This is a genomic window from Actinoplanes subtropicus (assembly GCF_000721705.1).
Taxonomy (GTDB): Bacteria; Actinomycetota; Actinomycetes; order Mycobacteriales; family Micromonosporaceae; genus Actinoplanes; species Actinoplanes subtropicus.
This window is the reverse complement of the sequence record NZ_JOJL01000016.1, coordinates 1-20,353: the sequence shown is the minus strand read 5'-3', so window position 1 is coordinate 20,353 and position 20,353 is coordinate 1. Positions and strand designations below refer to the sequence as shown.

Here is a 20,353-nt window from a genome sequence, read left to right as displayed (position 1 = left end):
TCACCCGCGCCCGTTCTGCACGGACGCGGGCAAGGTCACGCTGGACGTCACATGGGTTTGCTGACCGAGACCTTCTCGCCGTAGCCGGACAGCTGCATGATGACCTGCCGGACGTAGGCCGGGTAGTCCTTGGTCTTCTGGTGAGTGACCGTGTAGGACAGCTCGGAGATCTTGCCGCCGGAAACCTTGGCGGTGCCCTGGATCTCCGGGCCGGCGAAGGCGTAACCGTTCGCGGTCTTGGTGACCGTGCCGGCCTTCTGCAGGTACTTCAGCTCCGTGGTCGGGTCGGCGGCGACGCCCGCGGGCGCCTTGCTGTCCCCGCAGAGCAGGACGCCGGTCACGCCGCCCTGGCCGCGGTCGAACCAGTGGGTGTCCTTGGCAACGTATCGGTGGCCGTCCACGACGCGAACCGAGAACACCGAGTTGGTCTTGACGTAGCCGGTCTGGGCGACCGGGTCGACCGCGCCCGAGCAGATGCTCGTGACGTGGTCGATCTGCCACGCCGGGAGGGTCAGCGTGCTCTTGATGCCGAACCTGTAGCTGGTGCCCTCGGTCGAGGTCGCCGCCGCCGCCAGTTCGAAGGCGGGCGACTGCTCGGTGCCGGCCGCGGTCGGTGTGGACGGCTTGGTCGCGCCGCCCCCGCCGAGCGTGACGCCGACCGCCACGGCCGCGAAGGCCAGGGTGGCGGCGCCGGCGACGAGGGTCCGGCGGCGGTTGCGGCGCTTCTGGCCCGCCGCGATCAGGTCGGCGACGGGAGGCGCGCCGGCCGACGTCCGGTCGGCCCATTCGTGCAGGGCCGTCGAAAGGTCGCTCATCAGGGATTTTCCCTTCATAAAAAAGACGAGATCAGCCGTACGTCTCGAGAAGCACTGACTCGGCGCGCAACTTCGCCAGGGCTCGCGAGTGGGTGGATTTGAGTGCGCCGACCGAGCAGCCGAGGACGGCGGCCGCGTCCTTCTCGGTCAGGTCCTCGAAATAGCGCAGGACGATCACGGCGCGCTGCTGCCGGGGCAGTCGCAACACGGCTCGCTGCAGAGCGTCGTGCGGCTCCACCGGCATCGATCGGCTGTCCTGCCGGTCGGGCGTCTCGGCGACGGGCTGCTCCCGCCGCCAGCGTCGCCATCGGCTGACGTTGCCGTTGACCAGCATGCGGCGCAGATACGCATGCGGATCACCGTTGCGGGCAACGCGCCGCCACCGCGTATAGAGCTTGACGAGGCACTCCTGCAGAAGCTCCTCGCCGTGCTGCCGATCACCGGTCAGCAGGCTCGCCGTCCAGAGATAACGGCTCCAACCGGCCGCGACGAAGGCCGCATACCCGGCGTCGCTCGATTCCGTCGGTTCGCTTGGTGGGATCACGGGACTTACACGCGGCACCCCGGGCCGAAGGTTTACCAAAATCCGAACTCTTTTCCGCTACCCTCAGCGCAACGTCGATCATGGGGGATGTCGATGCGACGGGCATCGTTGCGCCGGAGGCTCACGGCCGCCGTACTCGCTGGGTCTCTTGTTCTTGCCGGCAGTGCGCCGGCCTGGGCCGACGACGTCCCGGACACGACACCGCCGACGATCGTCAGCACCGGGATGACCGACGGGCAGTTCGCGCCGGCCGTCTTCCTCTTCACTCCCACCGTCACCGACGACGTGCGGGTCTCCTCGGTCGTCGTGCTGATCCGCGGGAACATCCAGGGCGCGTGCCAGCTCCCGGCCGACGGGCTGTGGCACTGCCGGGCGGTCCTCACGAGCACCATCGTCGCCGACGGCGAGCCGATCGACATCACCGTGCGGGCCGCCGACCCGTCCGGCAACAAATCCCAGGCCACCACGCGAGTACGCGCCAACAACGCCAACCCGACCGGCACGGTCTCACCGGCGCGCGGCACCCCGATGCACAGCGGGCCGATCACCATCACCCTGACCAACGTGTCGAGCGACGTCGTCCGGGTCGTCTCCTCGGACGGGGCCGAGCTCACCGCGGCGCCGTGGAGCTTCCCGTGGCAGGCGGTCAACCGGGCGAAATCACCATCGTTCGACCTGTACGACGAGGCCGGCAACAAGACGACGCTGGCCACCGACTACATCGTCGACGACGACCCGCCGGTCATCCAGAGCGTGGTCAACGAGGCGCCGTACCTGGACAGCATCCTCGACGACGGCACCGGCTGGGTCGGCGACGCGGCGACGCTGATCGCCGCCATCAAGGACGCCTCACCGCTGCGGTACGAGTGGTGGGTCGACGGCGTGCTCAAGTCGACCGGGCAGTACTTCTACTGGCGTACCACCGGGATGACCGCACCGACCGCGACGGTCCAGCTCAAGGTCTGGGACGCAGTGGGCAACTTCGCCACCCGTTCGTACGTGGCGAACATCGACAACAGGCCGCCAGCGCTCGGCTCGCTCAGCCCCGCCTCAGACGCGCTGATCCGCGGCACCACGTTCCCCACCACGATCAAGGTCACCGATCCGCACGGCGTCGCCTATTCCAACTTGCAGGACGCCGACTGGGTGAACGCCGAGCCGGGCAGCTTCACCACCGCGACGCTGAAGAGCGGCCCCGACGGGCTCCGCCGGTTCACCTGGCTGGAGGTCGACCGCCTGGGCAACTACACGACGTACACCCGCCAGGTCATCGTCGACAACACCCGGCCCACCTTGCGGATCACCAAGGCCCCCGCGAACAACGCGAAGCTGACCAAGACCACCACCATCCTGGCGACGGCCGGCGACCGCAACGGCATCGCTCGCCTGCAGTTGCTGGTCAACGGCAAGGCGGTGGCCACCGACACCACGGCGGCCTACAGCTTCTCGCTGAACCCGGCGAAATACGGCAGGACCTTCACCGTCCAGGTACGCGCCTACGACCGGGCCGGCAACACCCAGGACACTGCGAAGCTGACCTACCACCGTTGACGTCGCGACGTGACGGTTCCGTTTCAACCGTTTGGCCGATCAACGTTCGCGGATCTCTGCCGTAGCGTCTCGGCGTGCGTCTCGTTCTCGCCGCCGTCGCGGCCGCCGGCATTCTCGTTTCCGCCGGCGCGGCCGTTGCCCGGGCGGACACGGTGCCGGCCCCCGTCACCAACCCCAGTCATCCGTTCTACGTCGGTCTGCTCTCGCTCGGCGACCTCGCGGTGGACAGCGTCCACCACCAGTTGATCGCCGCCGACCCGAAGAACGGCACGGTGTCGTTCACGCCGTACGCCAGTGGGTACCCGGGCCGGGCGACCGCCGGCCTGACGGGCGTGTCCGGGCTGGCGCTGTCGGCCGACTCGACGACGCTCTACGCGGCGGTGCCCGGCATGCGGGCGATCGTCGCGTTCTCCACCGAGACCCAGCGGGCGTACGCGCGCTACGACACCGCCGGGGTGCCCGCCACCGACGTGGTGGTGGCGGGCGGGAAGCTCTGGTTCACCTACCCCGGCAACTTCGGCTCCGTCGACCTGGACAGCAAAGCGGTCACGCTGCACAGCTACACCGGGATTCCGCCGTTCACCAACTACACCCCGTTGATCGCCGCCGTCCCCGGCGCGCCCAACCTGATCGCGTTGGGCGAAGACGGCCGGGTCGCCTTCGGCAACGGCATCGCCGTCTACGACGTCTCGACGGGGACCGACCGACTGGTCGCGCAGAAGTCGTCCATCGACGGCGTCGGCTACCTGAACAGCATCGAACTGTCCCCCGACGGCAGCGAGGTGATCGCCGGCGGCTCCAGCGGCGTTTTCCGGCTCTCCAGCACCGACCTGAGCGTCCTCGGCCAGTACGCCACCACCATCGGTACCGCGATGGACGTCGCCGCCGACGGCCGGATCGCCATCGCCAGCCGTACGCCTCTGGGCGAGACCGACGTCGTCACCCGCGAGGTCGACGGCGAGCACGCCTACCACCTCGCCGACGAGATCACGCCCAACGGGGTCGTCTGGGATCCCGACGGCAAGCGGCTGTTCCTGGTCACCGGCTCGGGCAACCACCACTACCAGGCGCTGTACGAACCGGTGACCACCCGCATCACGTTCACCGGCCCGCACGCCGCCTGGCGTAACGAGCAGTCCGTCTTCACCGGCGTCGTGTCCGGCGGGGTGCCCGCCGGCTCCACGCTGACGATCACCCGCGACGACGCCGAACAGCAGAAGCGGCCGATCGCCACCGTGACCACCGACGCCAACGGCCAGTTCTCCTTCACCGACACGCCGACCGACCGCGACATCAACACCTGGACCGCCACCTACGCCGGCGACGCCGACCACCTGCCCTCGTCCGGATGGATCCCGGAGGACGTGCAGGGCGACTGGCCCGACCTGACGCTGACCCGCAACGGCTCGGTGAACGCGTACGGCACGAAGACCACCGTGACCGCCCACCTCGGCGCCACCCGAAACAGCCGAATCGTCGAGCTGTGGCTCGACCCGGCCGGCAACGACCAGCCGAACCACCTGGTGCGCAAGGCCGCGGTCGACGCCAACGGCAACCTGAGCATCACCGTGCCGCTCACCCGCAACGCCGTCGTGACAGCAACCTTCGCCGGCGACAACTGGTATCAGCCGCACGTGGAACAGTCGGTGCTCTACACGAAGGTCAACGTCAACACCGCGATCACCAAGCAGTACCGGACCGCCTCCGGCTACTACTACTTCCGCAAGGCCACGAACCCGGTCTTCACCACGACGATGACCCCCGGCTCGGGCCGCAAGCAGCGCCTCTCGTTCGAGTACTACTCCGGTGGCGCCTGGCACGCGTGGAAGGCATACACGCTGGCGCTCACCAGCGCGGGCAAGTCCACGTACACCCTGACCGGAACCCACTCCGTCGGCGCCAAGTACCGCGTGCGCGCCGCCTACCTCCCCACCACCTCAGGCGACACCCTCAACTACACGACGTACGGCACCTACCGCTACTTCACCTTCACCAAGTAACCGGGGCGGGGCCTCACGGCTGCCAGCGCGCCGGCGAGGAGAAACAGTTGACTGAGCACGAGCCAGGTCTGATCCGCGGGGCGGTGCGGGCGGAAGGGCGACGCGAGCAGCATTGTCCCGGGTAACAGCGCCCACCAGCGGGCGGCGGTTGTTTGCGAGGTCAGCGCCGCGAGAAGCATGGCCGCGGCGAGGGCAATGAACAGGTAGCTGACCTCGGGGATGGCACCGGAAAGGAACGTGGCCAGCAACGCGATGGTGCCGAGCCGCACCGGCGGAACACTAGGCATGCTGCTGAGCGAGACTCGCCCGACGACGCTGGCGACCACGACGCCGGCGGCCAGCAATCTCGCGGCCGGCGACAGATGGTGCGCTTCGGCCCAGCCGCGGAGCGTCAGGTTGTTCACCGCTTCCGCCCCATGCAGGATCAGCGCGGCCACCGCGGCCGACGCACCGCCGGCGACGGAAGCGTGAGCCACCGCCGGGCGGCGAGTACCTCCTGAGCGACTTCCTCGTTGCGCGGTCCGAAGCGGCGGGCCAAGACCGATAAGGCCGACGCGAAACTGCTGCGCGAGCTGCTCGCAGCGGGCCGGCTGCCCGAGTGCTACATCCCGCCGGAACAGGTCCTCGAATGGCGGGCTCTGCTCGAGCTCCACCAAGATTTGCGGACCCAGCACACCGCCTGGGCGCAACGCATCCAAGCGGTCTGCTTCCATCACGGCACCACCGCACCCGGGCAGGCCGGAATCATCCGCGGCGACCGGGCCCGGCTCCGAACGATCGTCGACGAGCAACTGTCGGTCTCCGGCCGGCTGCAGGTCAACACCGCCCTGGCCATCATGGACGTGCTCGCCGACCACCTCGACCGGCTGCGCCGCCGGCTGCTGTCGACCGCCCGTGGCGTCAAAGGCGCCCGGGTCCTGATGCACGAGATCTACGGCGTCGGCCCGCTCAGCTCGCTCGCGTTGTGCGCCTGGCTCGGCGGCGCCGACCGGTTCTCCTCATCGCGCAAGGCGGTCCGGTTCGTCGGGCTGGACATCACCGTGCACTCCTCGGACGGCAAACGCAGCCCGGGCCGGCTCTCCTGGCAGGGCCCGGAGGTGCTGCGCTGGCTGCTGTTCGAGGCCGCCAAGACCTCCGCCCGCCCGTGCGCACCCGGCTACAGCTACTACACCCAAGTCAAGGATCGTTACGACGCCAACCGGGCCTGCCTGTCACAGGCCCGCCGGATCGTCCGGCAGACCGCGCACATCCTGACCGGGCTCGGCGACGACGCGTTCACCATCGTCGCCCAACCGGCCGCACCCACGACCATCGCCCGCTGAACCAAGTACGGCACCGGATCCGGCGAGGAACCGGCCAGTCCACCATCAACCGATGACGGGCACCAACCGCGGCCAGCTCCCGGCACGCACTTGTCAGACCGCGCCACCACCGACATCACCGTCGATGACCGCGGACGGCCTAATGAGACTGAGCGGCCGCACCCCGGCAGGGGGCCACCCGATCAATCATCATGTCGCGGACACGACGTCGCGTCCGACGGCCGTAGGTAAGTCTGGCTGCCACCCCGCCACCACCCCGTACGGCAACGCGAGCGACCAACCCAAACCCCCGAGGAGCCGCGACACCGGCACACCGCCCCACACCCGAAACTCGCCAAGCCCACCCCGGCGAGACACCACCACCCTGCTCAAACCACTTCAAACAGACACGAAAATACCTCTGGACAGATTCCCGCGTGCAGGTAAGCGCGCGGCCCGCTGATCCGGACTGCGGCGCAACCGGATGGTGTCGACCGGTCGTGGTCATCCCTCGCGCACGAACTGGATCTCCATTCGATGCCGAAGGTTGTCGTCGTCTGAGGTACGAGCGATCTGCACGGCCTGAGCAACTTGGTCACCCATCACGCTAAGTAGCGCTCGACTCGCGGCATGTCAGGATGGTGCGCCGGGTAGCCAATGCTTGCGTCAGCGGAGGTGCCGTGCGACGTCGATACGCCGGATAGAGCGGCCGACGAGTCGGTGGCGCTCGCTGCGGACCTATGCTCGACCGTTTCGCTGCGTGCGCCTGAACGTTTTCGGCTGGGCGGTGATCGCGTCGCTGGTGCTGGCCGGTGCTGGAATCGGGTACGGCGTTGGTCGCTTCGTCGGTAGTACTGAGCCTCGCTGTTCCCAGCCAATCTGAGGTTTCCCTCCCTCCCTACCGAGCGCAGAGCAGGACCAGCGGCCACTGTTAACAGGGTGGACAACTCACGCCGATCCATGGAAGCATAGACCAACATCGAATTTCTGTCGTCGGTCGCGGCGACACCCCAGCGGGGGGCGGGTGATTTCTGCGGCCGTCGACAGCGCTGCGTGCGTGTGCGTGGCCGGAGTATTCCGGTTGCCGGACCTTTCGCCCCCGACGTTTCTCGTTGGAGGCGTTGCCTTGCGATTGCGGTGCAAATCTGTTCTCCGAGGCCGGTTACGACCTGCGCTCATGGCTATGCTGCTCATCCTGCCGACAACGGTCCTGACGAACTATCTGAGCGAGGTGCCGGCCGGCGCGGCGGTTTCGGCTCCGCTGGTCATCGGCTTGACCGATCGCTCCGTGGTTCTGGCCGCTACCGCGAAGACGACCGGGTCCTACCTCACGATGGCGGCGTATGTGCCGGACACCAACGCCAACGCGAGCCTGCAACGGTGGACCTTCGAAAGCGTCACGAAAACGACGCTCGGCTACATCTTCTTGGTGCGCAACGCGGCGTCCGGCTTGTGCATGACGCCCAACGCGCATTTCGGTGTGTATCTGCAGCCGTGCAATCTCTCCGGCTCATGGCTCTACACCAACACGGCGCCCACGACCGCGACGGGATACCGGCTGCGGGCGTTCGCCAGTGGCAGGGCCGGCGAGTGCCTGAACGCCGACAGTCATCCCAGCACCGACCCGAGCCGTATCAACCAGGACTCGTGCTACTCCAGTGACGAGTCAGGCGAGCGGTGGCGGGTCCGTCCTGGGGTGGGCATCTGCCCCACGGTGGACGTGACCGCCACATGCCAGAGCTACAACCCGCCGCGGACCGGGTTGTTCGGGAATTGGAAGCAGTCACTCGCCTCGTTCACCAGCGGGAAGAACGCCGAGATCGGGCAATACCTGGGTGGCAAGACGGTCGACAGCCAGTTCTTCGACCGGGTGCCGGACTGGTTCGAGGTCGGCTGGGGAAATGCCTACACCACCGGGAACGGCACCACTTCGCCGACGATCACGGACGAGGCGTACTGGCTGGAGAGCGCACCGGGATTCGCCGAGTACCACAGCCTGAGCGCCGCAGCCGGAGGCTCCGTCGGTGACGGACGCAACCACACGTACATGGCACTCAGCTCGCCAGGCGGCAAGGTGGACATCCTGTACGACTACGACACCGTCGGCACCACCACGCACTCGGAGGGCTCCGGTATCTCCTACCTCGAGACCGGCGTCACCAAGCGCGACGACGGCACCGCGGTCCTGCCGAGCGGGATCGAGCACCGGGTGCAGGCGCTCGACCCGAACGGGGTGTGGCAACGGCTGCCCGCCGCGGCAACGGTGGTCAACGACCGGCAGTGCGACGGTCCCTCGACCACGCTGCCCTCGGCCGCACCCAACTGCGTCGGCGTGTCGATCAAAACCGTGGCGAACCCGAACAGCGGATCGGACATGGATAGCATCGGCTTCACCCAGCCCGCCGCGGCGACGCCCGTCGGCCCGCTCGCCCCGTCGATCCCGTCGGCAACGATCAACGGAGTCAACCAGCAGCAGTTGCACGCCTGCATGCAGAACACGCCGACCGACTGCCTCCGCATCGTGCCGGGTCTCGGCGCCTGCGTCGCCGCCCGGCTGCAATGCAACCTCGGCGCAAGAGCCCCGGCGAAACTCAGTCGGACACGGCAGTCCGCGATGACCGCGGCGCAGGCCCGGGTCGCGGCCAGAAAGGAGCTGCGCACCCAGAACGGCAAGCCGCCTGGGTCGAAAATCGCGCTGATCGTCAAGACCGTACCGGCCGGCGCCCTGCGCTCGTCGCTTCTCGCGCCCGGTGAGCCGCTGCTGGTCGTCTCGGGCACGGCCATGGTGTCTGGTTTCCAGCACGGCCGCGCCGCAGCCGGCTCGTACCGCGGCTTCGTGCTCGCTTATGACGCCGCGACCGGCGTCCTGGTGGATGCATGCCTCGGAACCGCCTGCACCAACCGTCCGACCACGGCTTCGAAGTAGGGGTGCGGGGAATGCGAAATCGCTGGAAGCTCAAGGCAATAGCCCTGTCCACGATCGCCGTGATACTCACAGCGGTGGCACCAGGCCCGGTCGCCGCCTCCGCGGCCGACGGTGACCAGTTGACGTTCGTCACCACCATGCGGCCGATGACCGGCGCGGTCGGAGGTCAGGCCAAGGCTGCGGCCCAACTGCAGGACGACCCGGTCGACCTGCGCGCCGAGTGTGAGCTGCGCAAGCCGCAGGCGTCGGCCACGCTGGAAGGATGGCTCCGGGATCGGATGCTGGCCTGCAAGACTGGCAGCCTGACCACCACGGCCATCGACCTTGAGACGGGCAAGGAGGCCGGCCACGCCGACTACGACCTCTGGGTGCTCGGTTACGCCAACAACGGGGTCCGTCAGGTCGACTACTTGGTCAGCGCCGAGAACATCGAGTTCAAGACCGAACCCGGCTATGTGATCAACTGGCCGCTCACCACGCTGCAGTTCTCGATTCAGGGCTGCCCAGGATCGCCGACCGTCACCTGCACCGATCAGACCGGCCTGACCGACGAATTCGCGAACTGGCTGCTGAAGCCGAGTCGTGGCCTGACCTACACGTCGGACCCGGCGACCGGCGCCGGCGCCGAACTGCTGGTCCCGATGGGCCTCACGATGACTGTGCAGGTGATTCCCGCCCCGGGCGACGAGATCGTTCCCGGCTTGCCGACGTCTGTCTTCGAGTCGAGGGTCCGGTTCGACTCGGCGGGCCAGACGGTGGTGGGGCGCAACTACGGCTCCGTCTTCACGTCGGCGCCGCTCATCTACCGGCTGTGGCTCAGCAGCGACACCCATCCCAAGTCGGCGCTGCACATCTACGACGCGCTGCATCGGCCGCAGCGCACCTTCCCGAGCTGGGTCGGCAAATCCGTTCCGGGCGGGAGCGCGGACGAACCCCTGCACCGGTTGACCGACAGCGGCAAGATCGAGGAAAACCGGGCCGTGTCGATCGCCACCTGCAAGGACGTCTGGGGTCCGGACTACGCGACCGGCGGGCTTGAATGTGACGAGTTCCCGTTCGCCTCGACCTACGAGGGCGCGAAGTACGGAACCGAAGCCAACGGCGGGTTCAAACGCTATTCGGTCCGCCCTATTCCGGCCGCGGACAACAACGACGGCGGCGGAAACCGGCTGAGGGACTTCTACTGGCAGAACCGAATACTCGACAACGAGGCGTTTTACGTCGACATTATCCCGTAGTAATGTCAGGTAGGTCCGGCTTTGCCGGGCCTACCCCCAGGTCCCGAGCTGAGAGGGCGCCGTGCCCAAATCATTTCGAGTGATCCTGCCGTACCGGTACTTCGCCGTGTGTGACTGGATCAGCGAGCCGGGCGTCGCCGAGACGAACGCCCTACTGGCGCTGGCCCGAAGCGATATCGCGGCGTCCGACGGGCGCCAGATCATCGTCTGCCCGGCGTCGGAATCCGCCGTCACCGTGCATTTCGAACACCTCGGCGACGCCCCGGTCGGCGGCGATGACGCGTGGGACGGCGACGTCGACCTGCGGGTGGAATGCCCGAGCGGAACGATCTACATCGACCAGCCTTCGGCCCTGGCGATCGACCTCGAGGACGCGCTCGCCGCGGGAGCCGGCACCTACGCTGCCCGCGTCGCGTGGCGTGGACGCGAGGCCGGCGACGGCCACGAGGAATATCTGGTACAGATGTGGCGCACCGGCCCCGTATCGGACGCGACGCTCGCGGAGCTGGAGTCCGATGAGGACTAGGGTGGCGCTCGCTGTCGTGGCGATCGGGCTCTCCGGCGCCTGTGCCGGGCCGTCGGCGGCCCGGAACGAGCCGGGTCAGCTGCAGTTCTCCAACTCGACGGTGTCGCCGCATACGGGTCCGGTGGCGAACTACCGGGAGGCGTACGACAACGCCCTTCGCTTCGCGACCATCTGGGTGCGCAAGGATATCGAGACGACGGAGTGGCGGTCACAACTCGCTGAGCTGGCGACGTCCGATCTACAGAACCGGATCCACACCGACGCCTTTACGCGGCCGGTCGCCGGCAGCCTCCGCGGCGACATCGGATCCCGGGTCAGCCGGCCCGACCGCATCGAGTTCGTGGTCGACACCGACGACGGCGTGAAGGCCATCGTCATGGTCCCGGAGAACTCCCACTGGCGGGTCGACGACATCCAACCGGCGCGCCCATGACCAGCACAACTCAGAGGACGTCTGACTAACGTATTTTATAGTGCTATGTAATTGTGTGGAGCCAGCTCAAACCGTCCTGGTGGGGCCAAATGAAACCGTCATAGCCAGCCGGCCGGCCTGGAGTTGCAGGATTGTTCGGCGAGCATGCGCGGCGCGGGCGGTGATAAGGCGGTCGCCACCACCGGCGAAGCACGCACCGTTCTGAGCGCAGAACGCCTCCTGCGGCGGCGCGCCCTCGCGCACCCGTTGACACTGTATCCGTGACGGATATAGTGTCCTGGCATGTCAGGCGATGCTTCGCAAGGGCCACTCACGCCGGCGGTGCTTCACATCCTGCTCGCGCTCGCGGGCGGGGACCGGCACGGCTACGGGATCATGAAGGAGGTCGAGGCGGACTCGCACCGCAAGGTCAAGATGGGTCCGGGCACGCTGTACGGATCGCTGCGTCGCATGATCGACGCCGGTCTGATCCGGGAGAGCGACAAGAGGGCCGATCCCGACCTGGACGACCAGCGGCGGGTCTATTACCAGATCACTGGGACCGGTCGCGCCGCGCTCGCCGCGGAGCTGGACCGGTACCGCGAGGTCGTGGCGATTGCCCAACAGACACGACTGCTGCCCGGGGCGTCGGCACATGGCGCATAAGCGCGCGATGAGGCGGTACCGGGCGCTGTACGGGGCGTTGCTGCGCCTGTATCCTCGCCCGTTTCGTGAGCGTTTCGGGGAGGGAATGGAACAGCTCTTCGGTGATCTCTGCGGGGAGCGCGTCGCCGCTGAACGAAGCCCTCTTCCGGTCGTCTCATGGATGTTCCTGGAGACCGGGATAGGAATTCTCAGAGAAAATCTGGCCACCATGCGAATGAGTTTGATGATCAGGAAGCCGAGTGCGTGGTTGCCGATCGTGCTGCCGCTGGCCGTCCTGACGTTTGTGCTCGGCCATGTCGCGATGTACGGCATCGTGACCACCGGCGACGAGGGAACCCCAGCCCATATCTTTCAATTGTGGGTACTCCTGCAGGTCCTGGCGGTTGCCGTGTTCGCGGCGAAATGGCTGCCCCGCGCACCAAGAGCCGCGGCGACCATTCTCGTGCTGCAGGTAGCCAGCGCGGCCATACCGATGGGGACGGTCTTCGTCCTCGGATGGTGATCGGGTCGCCTCCGGGCCGTGTCGGTCAGGCCGACCTAGATTTCATTTCCTGCCACATTCCTGGCACATTCTTCTCGCGTCCGGGGGGATCCGATGATCGAAGCACACGGCCTTACCCGACGGTACGGCGGTAGGACCGCCGTCGACGGGCTCACCTTCACCGTGAGGCCGGGAATAGTCACGGGCTTCCTCGGCCCGAACGGCGCCGGCAAGTCCACCACCATGCGGATGATCCTGGGCCTGGACCGACCCTCCGCGGGCTCGGTGACGGTGAACGGCCGCCCGTACGCGCAGCACTGCGCACCCCTGCGGGAAGTCGGTGCGTTGCTCGAGGCAACGGCGTTCCACGCCGGTCGCTCGGCATTCGACCACCTGCACGCCTTGGCCGCCACCCACGGCATCCCCCGCCGCCGGGTCGCGGAGGTGCTGGACCAGGTCGGCCTGGGTGAGGTCGCCCACCGGCGGGCCGGAGGCTTGTCCCTCGGCATGGGCCAGCGACTGGGCATCGCCGCGATGCTGCTGGGGGACCCCCGGACGCTGCTGCTCGACGAGCCGGTCAACGGGCTTGATCCGGAGGGAATCGTGTGGATCCGCAACCTGATGAAGGGCATGGCGGCGACCGGCCGGACCGTATTCGTGTCATCACACCTGTTGGGCGAGATGGCCCAGACCGCCGAGCGGCTCATCGTAGTCAGCCGCGGCACGTTGATCGCCGACACGTCGGTGGCCGAGTTCCTGCAACGCGCCTCGCCCGCCAGAGTGCAGGTCCGCACGCCGCAGGCAGCCCGGTTCAGCGAACTGCTGGCCGGCCCCGGCGTGACAATCGTCAAGCTCGCCGATGATCGGCTGGACGTCGGTGGACTGACCAGCGACCAGATCGGGCAGGCGGCCACCCATCACTCCATCACGCTTCTCGAGCTGTCCGTGCACCACCCATCCCTGGAGGAGGCATTCATGGGGTTGACGTCGTGACCACGGCGAACGGCGTGACCCAGCTCCGAGTACTCACCGCCGAATGGATCAAGCTCCGATCCCTGCGCTCCACCCGGTGGACGCTCGCGATCGCGGCCGTGTCGATGGTCGGCCTGGGGATGCTGCTGAGTTGGTCGTTCGCCAACCGGATCAGTGATGGCCGTTCCCAAGCCGGCGCCGGCCTGGTGACGGTCCCGGTGCGCGGCGGCATCATTGCCCAACTGGTCATCGGCGTCCTCGGCGTCCTCATCGTCAGCGGCGAGTACTCCTCCGGAACGATCCGCGCCAGCCTGGCCGCGGTGCCTCGCCGTCTGCCAATGCTCTGGGCCAAGGCGGCCGTCTTCGGAACCACCGTGCTCGCCACGATGACCACCGCCTCATTCGTCGCCTTCTTCGCCGGCGAGGAGATCATGCACCGCTCACCCGCCCACGTGTCGGCATCGCTGTCCACGCCAGGTGCGTTACGCGTCGTGATCGGAATCGGGCTCTACCTCACGCTGGTTGCCCTGTTCGCTGTCGCCGTCGCCACGATCGTCCGTGCGACGGCCGCCGCGATAGCGGTGGTCGCGGGCGTCCTGTTGGTCCTGCCGACCCTCGTATCCCTGCTGCCGCCGGACCTGCTGGGCACTGACATCGCCAGGTACCTGCCGAGCAACGCCGGGGCCGCGCTGCTGCAAGCCGGCCCACAGACCGACATGTTGACACCCTGGACCGGCTTCGTATTGTTCGGCTTGTACGTCGCCTTCACCATGCTGCTCGCGGCCCGCCTGTTGCAACGACGCGACGTCTGACCGGCTCACCTCCAGCGTCCCGACCGACAGATCGCCGCCGGCCCAAACAGGGCGGCCGTCGTCGTCAACAAGGTGGCGGCACGCCCGACAGCAGCCGAGTTTCCTTCTGCCCAGCTGGCGATCTTCGGGCAGGTTTGTGCGGCTCAGCGGTGCTGGCGCCACTGGGCTGATCTTTTCCGGTGGTTGTCGGTTAGCCGTCGGTCGGCGCGGTGGTGGTCGGGGTCGGTGTGTACGTCTTGTGGTCGCGGGTGAGGACCCAGAGGACGTCGACGCGGCGGCGGGCGAGGGCGACGAGGGCTTGGTAGTGGTGTTTGCCTTCGGCGCTTTTCTTGTCGTAGTAGGCGCGGGAGATGGGGCAGGTGCGTAGCGCGGTGTAGGCGGACATCCAGAACACGTTGCGTAGCACTGTGGATGCCGAAAACTCGAACGCGGCTCCGACCTGGCACTACGCGTCCGATCGCAGTCGATGCCTGCAACCAACCTGAACATGTTCAGAAAATAAGCCTCGGAGCTTGAACGTGTTCATCCCCTGCGTCCAGCATAGTAGTAACGAAGGAATATGACGCAGCATATGGGGATGCATCCGTGGCATCCGTCATGGACCTCGACGACGCCGGCCGTCGGGTCAAGTATCTGATCCGCGACCGCGGCGGAAATACCCGGCCGTTTTCGACCGGGTCCTCGCCGACGCGGGGATCACGGTGGTGCTCAGCGGCGTCCGGATGCCTCGCATGAACTCAGTCATGGATCCAATCCTGCCGCCAGGAACTGCTCGATCGAACGCTGATCTGGAACCAGACGCACCTGCTGCACGCTTTGCGCGAGTACGAGCGCCACCACAACGATCATCGTCCGCACCGGGGCATCGCGAACGCCCGGCCGCTGCAGCCGCTACCCGACCCGATCACCGATCCCGCGACACTCGACCGTTTGCGCGTCCGCCGACACGATCGCCTCGGCGGCCTCCTCCACGAATACGACCATCCTGCCTGATCTGCCCGGACAGGATTTCCGGCACCCGCAGGGTCAGTGAGCTACCGTACGAGCAGCCCTTCCTGATGTCCGCTCGAGGCGCCGCGCACGAGCAGGATCGTCGATCTCCACCACGCCACCGCTTGCCCGAAACCCTTATTTACCAGGCACCACATTGGGGGTAGCGGCCCGTGATCACCTCCGCTACCGTCGTGTGGCGGTATCGACGGGGAGATGAACGGCTATGGAACGCAGAGCGCGATGGGCGCGGCTGGTGGTTGTGGCGCTGACCGGATTGGCGCCGCTCACCGTCCCGGGCGCCATGCGGCCGGTTTCGGCGGCGACAATGCCTGCCGAGTTGCGGGTGGCCGCTTCGCGCTGTACGGCTACGGCAGACGGTTCGGCGGACCGGCCCTTCTGCACCATCTCGGCGGCGGCGAGTGTCGTGCAGCCGGGGCAGACCGTGGTGGTGGAGCCGGGTATTTATAACGAGTCGGTACACATCACCCGCTCCGGCACGAGTTCCGCGCCGATCACCTTCGTTGCCGTCACCTCCGTACAGGGCATGGTACGCGTGGGTGGCGTCACCGCCCTGATTGCCGACAGCCCGTTTGTTGTATCGAGCCAACATGACGTCGTGCTGCGCGGCTTCGTCATCATGGCCGCCAGTCCGCGTGGGGCCGCGGGTGTCGAGATCGACAACTCGTCGGATGTGACGGTAGACGGCGGCGCAATCCGCGAGGCGCGCGGGCCTGGTGTGGCGATCACGGGTACCTCGAGCAACGTCACGGTCAGCCGGGTGGTGGTGCACGCGAACACCGCGGTGCGGGTGGACGCCGGAGTGACCGGGACGCTGGTGAGCACCAACCAGTTGTGGAGCCCGCAGGCCGCCGGGCCGGCCGTCGAGGTGAGCGACGCGCCGGACACGGTCATCACCAGCAACACCGTGATCAGTAACTGTAAGACTGGAATCGCGGTGCGTGGCGCCGCGGCTGGAACGTTGATGTACAACAACGTCGTCGAGACGGCGTACCGCTCGGCCGGCGGACCTAGGCCGTGCGCCACGCCGAGCGACGCGGTGGGGATCTCCGTGGCCGCCGACTCGCTGCCGCAGACCGTGGCTGACTACAACCTGATCGACCCGATCGGCGGCGGCCCGCTGTACGCGTGGGCCAGCACCGGCTATTCGGACCTCGCGGCCTTCACCGCGGCGACTGGTCAGGGTCATCATGACATCGCCGCGGACCCGCAGGTCGGGCCGGAAGTCGGCGGTGATGACGGTTGGTTTGCCTTCAGGACCAGCTCTCCGGCCCTCGACTCGGCGAACGCCGGCGCACCCGGCGAGCTTGCCACCGATCTGCTAGGCAACTCGCGCGCGGACGACCCCGCGGTCGCCAATACAGGCACGGAGTTCGGCTATGCGGACCGTGGCGCGTTGGAGGAGCTCGGCACCATCTCCCCCGGCGGTGTGACGCTCAACGAGGTGCCCGGTGGAAGCACACTCGACGTGGTCGCCAGTTCCCATCCAAAAGCCGACTGGCCGACCACCGGGCCGGTCGGCGAACTCGCCTACCAGTTCGATGGACAGGCGTACCCGGTGACCACCACCGCGCAGAGCCTGACCCACACGTTCGCGAAGGCCGGCACCAGTTGCGTGCACGTCTACTTCAGCTCCAACGGCTTCCGTAGAGGGTACGACAGCTACATTTCGAACTGCGTGCTGTTGGGTGCCGTGTACACGCCAGTCAGCCCGACCCGGATTCTGGACACCCGGGCCGCCCTCGGCGTGCCCACCACCACTCCGGTCGCGCCCGGAGCCGACGTGGTGCTGCCGATCGGACCCATCAACACGGAAGCCGCGGCGGACATCACCGCCGTCGTGGCCACCGTGACGGTCACCCAACCCACGGCGAGTGGTTTCTTGACGGTGTACCCCGATGGTCAGGAGCTGCCGACCGCCTCGAACCTCAACTTCTCCGCCGGACAGACCGTACCCAACCTGGTGACCATCGCACTCGTCAACGGCAACATCCGGTTCCACAACGGCAGCGGCGGCACCGTGCACATCGTGGCCGACCTGGCTGGCTACTACAGCGGCACCGGCTCCGGGTTCGCGTCCAAACCCCCGGTGCGCGTGCTGGACACCCGCAAGGCCATTGGCACCCCCACAACCAGCCCCGTCCCCGCACACGGGATCGTGCGTCTGGACCTCTCCGGCGTGGTCCCCACAGACACAACGGCCGTCGTGCTCAACGTCACCGCCACCGCACCGGCCGCGGCCGGTTTCCTGACGGTGTACCCCGACGGTCAGTCCGCACCCACCGCCTCGAACCTCAACTTCTCCAGCGGCCAGACCGTCGCAAACCTCGTCCTCGCTTCGGTCCACAACGGAATACTCGACTTCTTCAACGGCTCTGACCGCCCGGTACACGTCATCGCCGACCTCTCCGGCCACTTCGGTACCAGCGAGACACAGCGGTACGTCCCCTCCGTACCGCAACGAATCCTGGACACCCGCCACCCCGGAGCCGGCGAAGCGCCTGCCGTTCCCCCACACGCGACCGTTGCCGCCTACCCGAACATAGCGTGTGACAACTGCCCGTTGCCCACGGCACTGGTCGCCAACGTCACCGTCACCCAACCCACCACAAACGGCTATCTGACCGCCTACCCGAACGGCCAACCGCGACCCACCACCTCCACCCTGAACTTCACCCCCGGCCACACCGTCGCGAACCTCGTCACGGCCGCCAACGGCACCGGTGGCCTGGTCATCTACAACGGCAGCAACGGCACCATCCAGATCGTGGTCGACCAGGAAGGCTTCTACTTCGATACGCAATAACAACGTCCTCGCGGACGCATCGCGGGAACGTTGACGCAGTCTCGCCCGCTACACGGCAGGGCAAACGAGCTAATGGGTCCGAATCCCACTTTGTGGATGCTGACCTTGCAGGTGCCGAAAACACACCGTCCCATCCGCCACTTGGTGGGCCTAATTGCTGACATGTCCGCGCCTGATCGGCGGCGCGACCACGCATTTGCCAAGCCGCCGTCACGCTCCGTAGCGATCAGATTGCGGCAAATGAGATGACATGCGTCGGCCGAGTGCGGCCGGTGGGTTGAGTCGAGTTTCCCTCGTTCGTGGTCTTGACGAACGGGTGTTGGGGGAAGCCTCCTCAACTCAGACGCAGGTTGTACCGTGCCCAGCCGGCCCCGGTTGTCCTGGCCGGACCGGGCCGTCCTGTCCGGCCTGGCCCGGCTGCTACCCACCCCGGTCCGGGCCCATCGGCTGGTCACCCCGGCCACGCTGCTCGGCTGGCACCAGCGGCTGCTGCGCCGCCGTTGGACCTACCCGAGTAAAACCGGTCGGCCGCCGGTCAACGCCGAGGTCCGCGACCTGGTCCGCCGCCTCGCCCGGGAGAACCCGCGATGGGGACACCGACGCGTCCAGGGCGAGCTACTACGGCTGGGCCACCGGGTCGGCGCCGGCACGATCCGGCGCATCCTGGCCACCTGGCGACCCGGACCGGCACCGCGTGATGTGGACACCAGCTGGCGGACGTTTCTGCGCGCGCAAGCGCGCGGCCTTCTGGCGATCGACTTCTTGCACGTCGACACGATCGGGCTCCGGCGGTTGTACGTGCTGGTCGTGATGGAGGTGGCCACCCGCCGGGTGCCCCTGCTCGGGATCACCGCGAACCCGGATCACACCTGGGTCGTGCAGCAGGCCCGCAACCTGATCATGGACCTCGACGACCGGGCCAGCCAGTTCCCGGTTCCTGATCCGCGACCGGGACGGCAAATACAGTGCCGCGTTCGACGAGGTCTTCACCGCCGAAGGCATCACCGTGGTCAAGACCCCACCAAGGACACCCCGGGCGAACTGTTACATCGAACGGTGGGGCCGCAGCCTACGGGCGAGTGCACTGACCGCTTGCTGATCTACAACAGCCGTCACGCCGTCGCGGTGGTCGGCGAGTACGTGAACCACTTCAACAGTCACCGCCCGCATCAAGGCCGGCAGCAGCTACCACCGAACCACGACCCGGCCGTCGTGATCGCGATGGATGCCCCGATCCGATGCCGACAACGCCTCGGCGGCGTGATCAACGAGTATCACCGAGCGGCCTGACCCGATCACCAAAATGCCAGTTCACAGCCCATACACTGAGTTTTGGCACGGTACAACCCACACCGTTGAAACCGCGCTCTACCGAGGTCAGATTGCTCGGGCGAGCTCGGTGAATGCGGTGGCCACCCGTCCGGCGGGCGTGGCATCAATACCGAGCTCGTAGTGGCCGCGGCGAAGGTTCTGCATGAAGGCGTGCCCGGCGATGATCACCTGCGCTGTCCGATCAGTTCGCAGCCCACGCATCGGTCGTAGTCGCTGCTTGAGCTGGCTGTGATCAGCTTCTATCGGGTTGTTCGCGTACTGCTCGACGTGGTGCCACGCCGACGGGATCAGCTCGGCGAGCGCGGCCGGATAGATCACCGCCGCGTCAGTGACCACCTCATTCGGCCTAACCTTCAGCGTGGTCAGTGCCCGCCGGAAGAACCGACGGGTAGCCTCGACATCTCGACGTGGCGGTACCAGCACGTCGATGACCTGCCCAAATTGGTCGATCGCGCGGTAGACGCACCGCCAAACACCGTTGACCTTGACGTACGTCTCATCGACATGCCACCTCTCGCCAGGGGCGTAACGGGTGAACCGGGCTGCGTCGGCCAACAGCGGCGCGAACCGCTGCACCCAACGGAACACGTTGACATGGTCGACCTCGACCCCGCGTTCGGCCAGGAGTTCCTGCACGTCTCGATAGGAAAGATTGAAACGCAGGTACCAGCGCACCGCGACCACGATCACCTCGGGCGGAAACCGAAACCCAGTGAACGCCGACTTCGGTGGCGACCAGGAGCGAGAACGGATCGACAACTTCACTGGTCAAGCTTGCCTCGATCTTGCGGACCCCCAACGCAACGGAGCCGCATTGACCCTTGCGGAACCCGAGAGCCTTCTGCAGAGCCGTCATGCCTGCACTGGTATAGCTCTCCGTGCCGACGAGTTGCCCTCACCAGGTGAGTGGCAGCGTGGCGAGGTGCTGGGTGATCGCCGTCGCGAGGATCTGGTGGTCGT

19 protein-coding genes are annotated in these 20,353 nt (G+C 67.2%); 14 read left to right on the top strand and 5 right to left on the bottom strand.

All coding sequences use genetic code 11. The annotated features are described in order from the left end of the window. Nucleotides 1-47: 47 nt before the first annotated feature. The gene (locus IH26_RS0121765) at nucleotides 48-815 is read right to left on the bottom strand and encodes a hypothetical protein (RefSeq protein WP_030438071.1); all 768 of its coding nucleotides are present in this window, start codon (nucleotides 813-815) and stop codon (nucleotides 48-50) included. A gap of 31 nt (nucleotides 816-846) precedes the next feature. Next, the gene (locus IH26_RS0121760) at nucleotides 847-1,359 is read right to left on the bottom strand and encodes a SigE family RNA polymerase sigma factor (RefSeq protein ID WP_245665365.1); all 513 of its coding nucleotides are present in this window, start codon (nucleotides 1,357-1,359) and stop codon (nucleotides 847-849) included. Nucleotides 1,360-1,452: 93 nt separating this feature from the next. Between IH26_RS0121760 and IH26_RS0121755 the strand changes: the two genes are divergently transcribed. Further along, on the top strand, nucleotides 1,453-2,910 hold the full coding sequence (locus IH26_RS0121755) for an Ig-like domain-containing protein (RefSeq protein ID WP_169789794.1): 1,458 nt from the start codon (nucleotides 1,453-1,455) through the stop codon (nucleotides 2,908-2,910). Between the two features lie 74 nt (nucleotides 2,911-2,984). Beyond that, entirely contained in the window at nucleotides 2,985-4,910 is a 1,926-nt protein-coding gene (locus IH26_RS0121750; protein ID WP_030438068.1) for a prealbumin-like fold domain-containing protein, read from the top strand. Here IH26_RS0121750 and IH26_RS0121745 read toward each other — a convergent pair. Continuing rightward, nucleotides 4,889-5,347: a hypothetical protein gene (locus IH26_RS0121745; RefSeq protein ID WP_157437312.1), complete on the bottom strand. Its 459-nt coding sequence runs from the start codon at nucleotides 5,345-5,347 to the stop codon at nucleotides 4,889-4,891. The two genes, IH26_RS0121750 and IH26_RS0121745, sit on opposite strands and share 22 nt — an antisense overlap. A 75-nt stretch (nucleotides 5,348-5,422) precedes the next feature. Between IH26_RS0121745 and IH26_RS0121740 the strand changes: the two genes are divergently transcribed. From IH26_RS0121740 to IH26_RS0121700, 9 genes are all read left to right on the top strand, one after another. Continuing rightward, complete coding sequence (locus IH26_RS0121740; protein WP_051808377.1) at nucleotides 5,423-6,232, top strand: IS110 family transposase; 810 nt, start codon at nucleotides 5,423-5,425, stop codon at nucleotides 6,230-6,232. A 1,156-nt stretch (nucleotides 6,233-7,388) separates the two neighbouring features. After that, complete coding sequence (locus tag IH26_RS0121735; RefSeq protein WP_157437311.1) at nucleotides 7,389-9,137, top strand: RICIN domain-containing protein; 1,749 nt, start codon at nucleotides 7,389-7,391, stop codon at nucleotides 9,135-9,137. 11 nt (nucleotides 9,138-9,148) lie between these two features. Further along, nucleotides 9,149-10,375, top strand: a complete 1,227-nt coding sequence (locus IH26_RS0121730) for a NucA/NucB deoxyribonuclease domain-containing protein (RefSeq protein ID WP_169789793.1) — start codon at nucleotides 9,149-9,151, stop codon at nucleotides 10,373-10,375. 79 nt (nucleotides 10,376-10,454) lie between these two features. Then, entirely contained in the window at nucleotides 10,455-10,901 is a 447-nt protein-coding gene (locus IH26_RS0121725) for a hypothetical protein (RefSeq protein WP_030438063.1), read from the top strand. After that, nucleotides 10,891-11,334, top strand: a complete 444-nt coding sequence (locus tag IH26_RS0121720; RefSeq protein ID WP_157437310.1) for a hypothetical protein — start codon at nucleotides 10,891-10,893, stop codon at nucleotides 11,332-11,334. The genes IH26_RS0121725 and IH26_RS0121720 overlap by 11 nt, the downstream gene beginning before the upstream one ends. Before the next feature lie 282 nt (nucleotides 11,335-11,616). Then, nucleotides 11,617-11,979 (top strand): PadR family transcriptional regulator, encoded by a 363-nt coding sequence (locus IH26_RS0121715; protein WP_030438061.1) that lies wholly within the window; start codon nucleotides 11,617-11,619, stop codon nucleotides 11,977-11,979. Nucleotides 11,980-12,064: 85 nt separating this feature from the next. Then, on the top strand, nucleotides 12,065-12,481 hold the full coding sequence (locus IH26_RS0121710) for a hypothetical protein (protein ID WP_157437309.1): 417 nt from the start codon (nucleotides 12,065-12,067) through the stop codon (nucleotides 12,479-12,481). Between the two features lie 93 nt (nucleotides 12,482-12,574). Further along, nucleotides 12,575-13,453, top strand: coding sequence for an ABC transporter ATP-binding protein (locus IH26_RS0121705; RefSeq protein ID WP_034215817.1), 879 nt, complete (start codon nucleotides 12,575-12,577; stop codon nucleotides 13,451-13,453). Further along, entirely contained in the window at nucleotides 13,450-14,244 is a 795-nt protein-coding gene (locus IH26_RS0121700) for an ABC transporter permease (RefSeq protein ID WP_030438058.1), read from the top strand. The genes IH26_RS0121705 and IH26_RS0121700 overlap by 4 nt, the downstream gene beginning before the upstream one ends. Nucleotides 14,245-14,434: 190 nt before the next feature. Here the strand turns inward: IH26_RS0121700 and IH26_RS0121695 are convergent, their stop codons facing one another. Beyond that, nucleotides 14,435-14,629, bottom strand: coding sequence for a hypothetical protein (locus IH26_RS0121695; protein WP_030438057.1), 195 nt, complete (start codon nucleotides 14,627-14,629; stop codon nucleotides 14,435-14,437). Between the two features lie 831 nt (nucleotides 14,630-15,460). Here IH26_RS0121695 and IH26_RS0121685 point away from each other — a divergent pair. Both IH26_RS0121685 and IH26_RS63005 read left to right on the top strand, forming a co-directional pair. After that, complete coding sequence (locus IH26_RS0121685; RefSeq protein WP_030438056.1) at nucleotides 15,461-18,061, top strand: right-handed parallel beta-helix repeat-containing protein; 2,601 nt, start codon at nucleotides 15,461-15,463, stop codon at nucleotides 18,059-18,061. A gap of 357 nt (nucleotides 18,062-18,418) precedes the next feature. Next, nucleotides 18,419-19,351 carry a transposase gene (locus tag IH26_RS63005; RefSeq protein ID WP_245665363.1) on the top strand — a complete coding sequence of 311 codons (933 nt, stop codon included), beginning with the start codon at nucleotides 18,419-18,421 and terminating at the stop codon, nucleotides 19,349-19,351. An 87-nt stretch (nucleotides 19,352-19,438) separates the two neighbouring features. Here the strand turns inward: IH26_RS63005 and IH26_RS0121675 are convergent, their stop codons facing one another. Further along, nucleotides 19,439-20,146 (bottom strand): IS6 family transposase, encoded by a 708-nt coding sequence (locus tag IH26_RS0121675; protein ID WP_030438055.1) that lies wholly within the window; start codon nucleotides 20,144-20,146, stop codon nucleotides 19,439-19,441. On the opposite strand from IH26_RS0121675, the gene IH26_RS62175 reads away from it, so the two are divergent. Then, on the top strand, nucleotides 20,106-20,353 hold a 248-nt coding region (locus IH26_RS62175; RefSeq protein ID WP_211268731.1), incomplete at its 3' end, for a hypothetical protein. The genes IH26_RS0121675 and IH26_RS62175 overlap by 41 nt on opposite strands.

Coding starts and splice junctions, on each gene's coding strand:
- IH26_RS0121765 (WP_030438071.1), bottom strand. CDS start 815: ATGAGCGACCTTTCGACGGCCCTGCACGAATGGGCCGACCGGACGTCG.
- IH26_RS0121755 (WP_169789794.1), top strand. CDS start 1,453: ATGCGACGGGCATCGTTGCGCCGGAGGCTCACGGCCGCCGTACTCGCT.
- IH26_RS0121735 (WP_157437311.1), top strand. CDS start 7,389: ATGGCTATGCTGCTCATCCTGCCGACAACGGTCCTGACGAACTATCTG.
- IH26_RS0121730 (WP_169789793.1), top strand. CDS start 9,149: ATGCGAAATCGCTGGAAGCTCAAGGCAATAGCCCTGTCCACGATCGCC.
- IH26_RS0121720 (WP_157437310.1), top strand. CDS start 10,891: ATGAGGACTAGGGTGGCGCTCGCTGTCGTGGCGATCGGGCTCTCCGGC.
- IH26_RS0121715 (WP_030438061.1), top strand. CDS start 11,617: ATGTCAGGCGATGCTTCGCAAGGGCCACTCACGCCGGCGGTGCTTCAC.
- IH26_RS0121710 (WP_157437309.1), top strand. CDS start 12,065: ATGGAACAGCTCTTCGGTGATCTCTGCGGGGAGCGCGTCGCCGCTGAA.
- IH26_RS0121705 (WP_034215817.1), top strand. CDS start 12,575: ATGATCGAAGCACACGGCCTTACCCGACGGTACGGCGGTAGGACCGCC.
- IH26_RS0121695 (WP_030438057.1), bottom strand. CDS start 14,629: ATGTCCGCCTACACCGCGCTACGCACCTGCCCCATCTCCCGCGCCTAC.
- IH26_RS0121685 (WP_030438056.1), top strand. CDS start 15,461: ATGGAACGCAGAGCGCGATGGGCGCGGCTGGTGGTTGTGGCGCTGACC.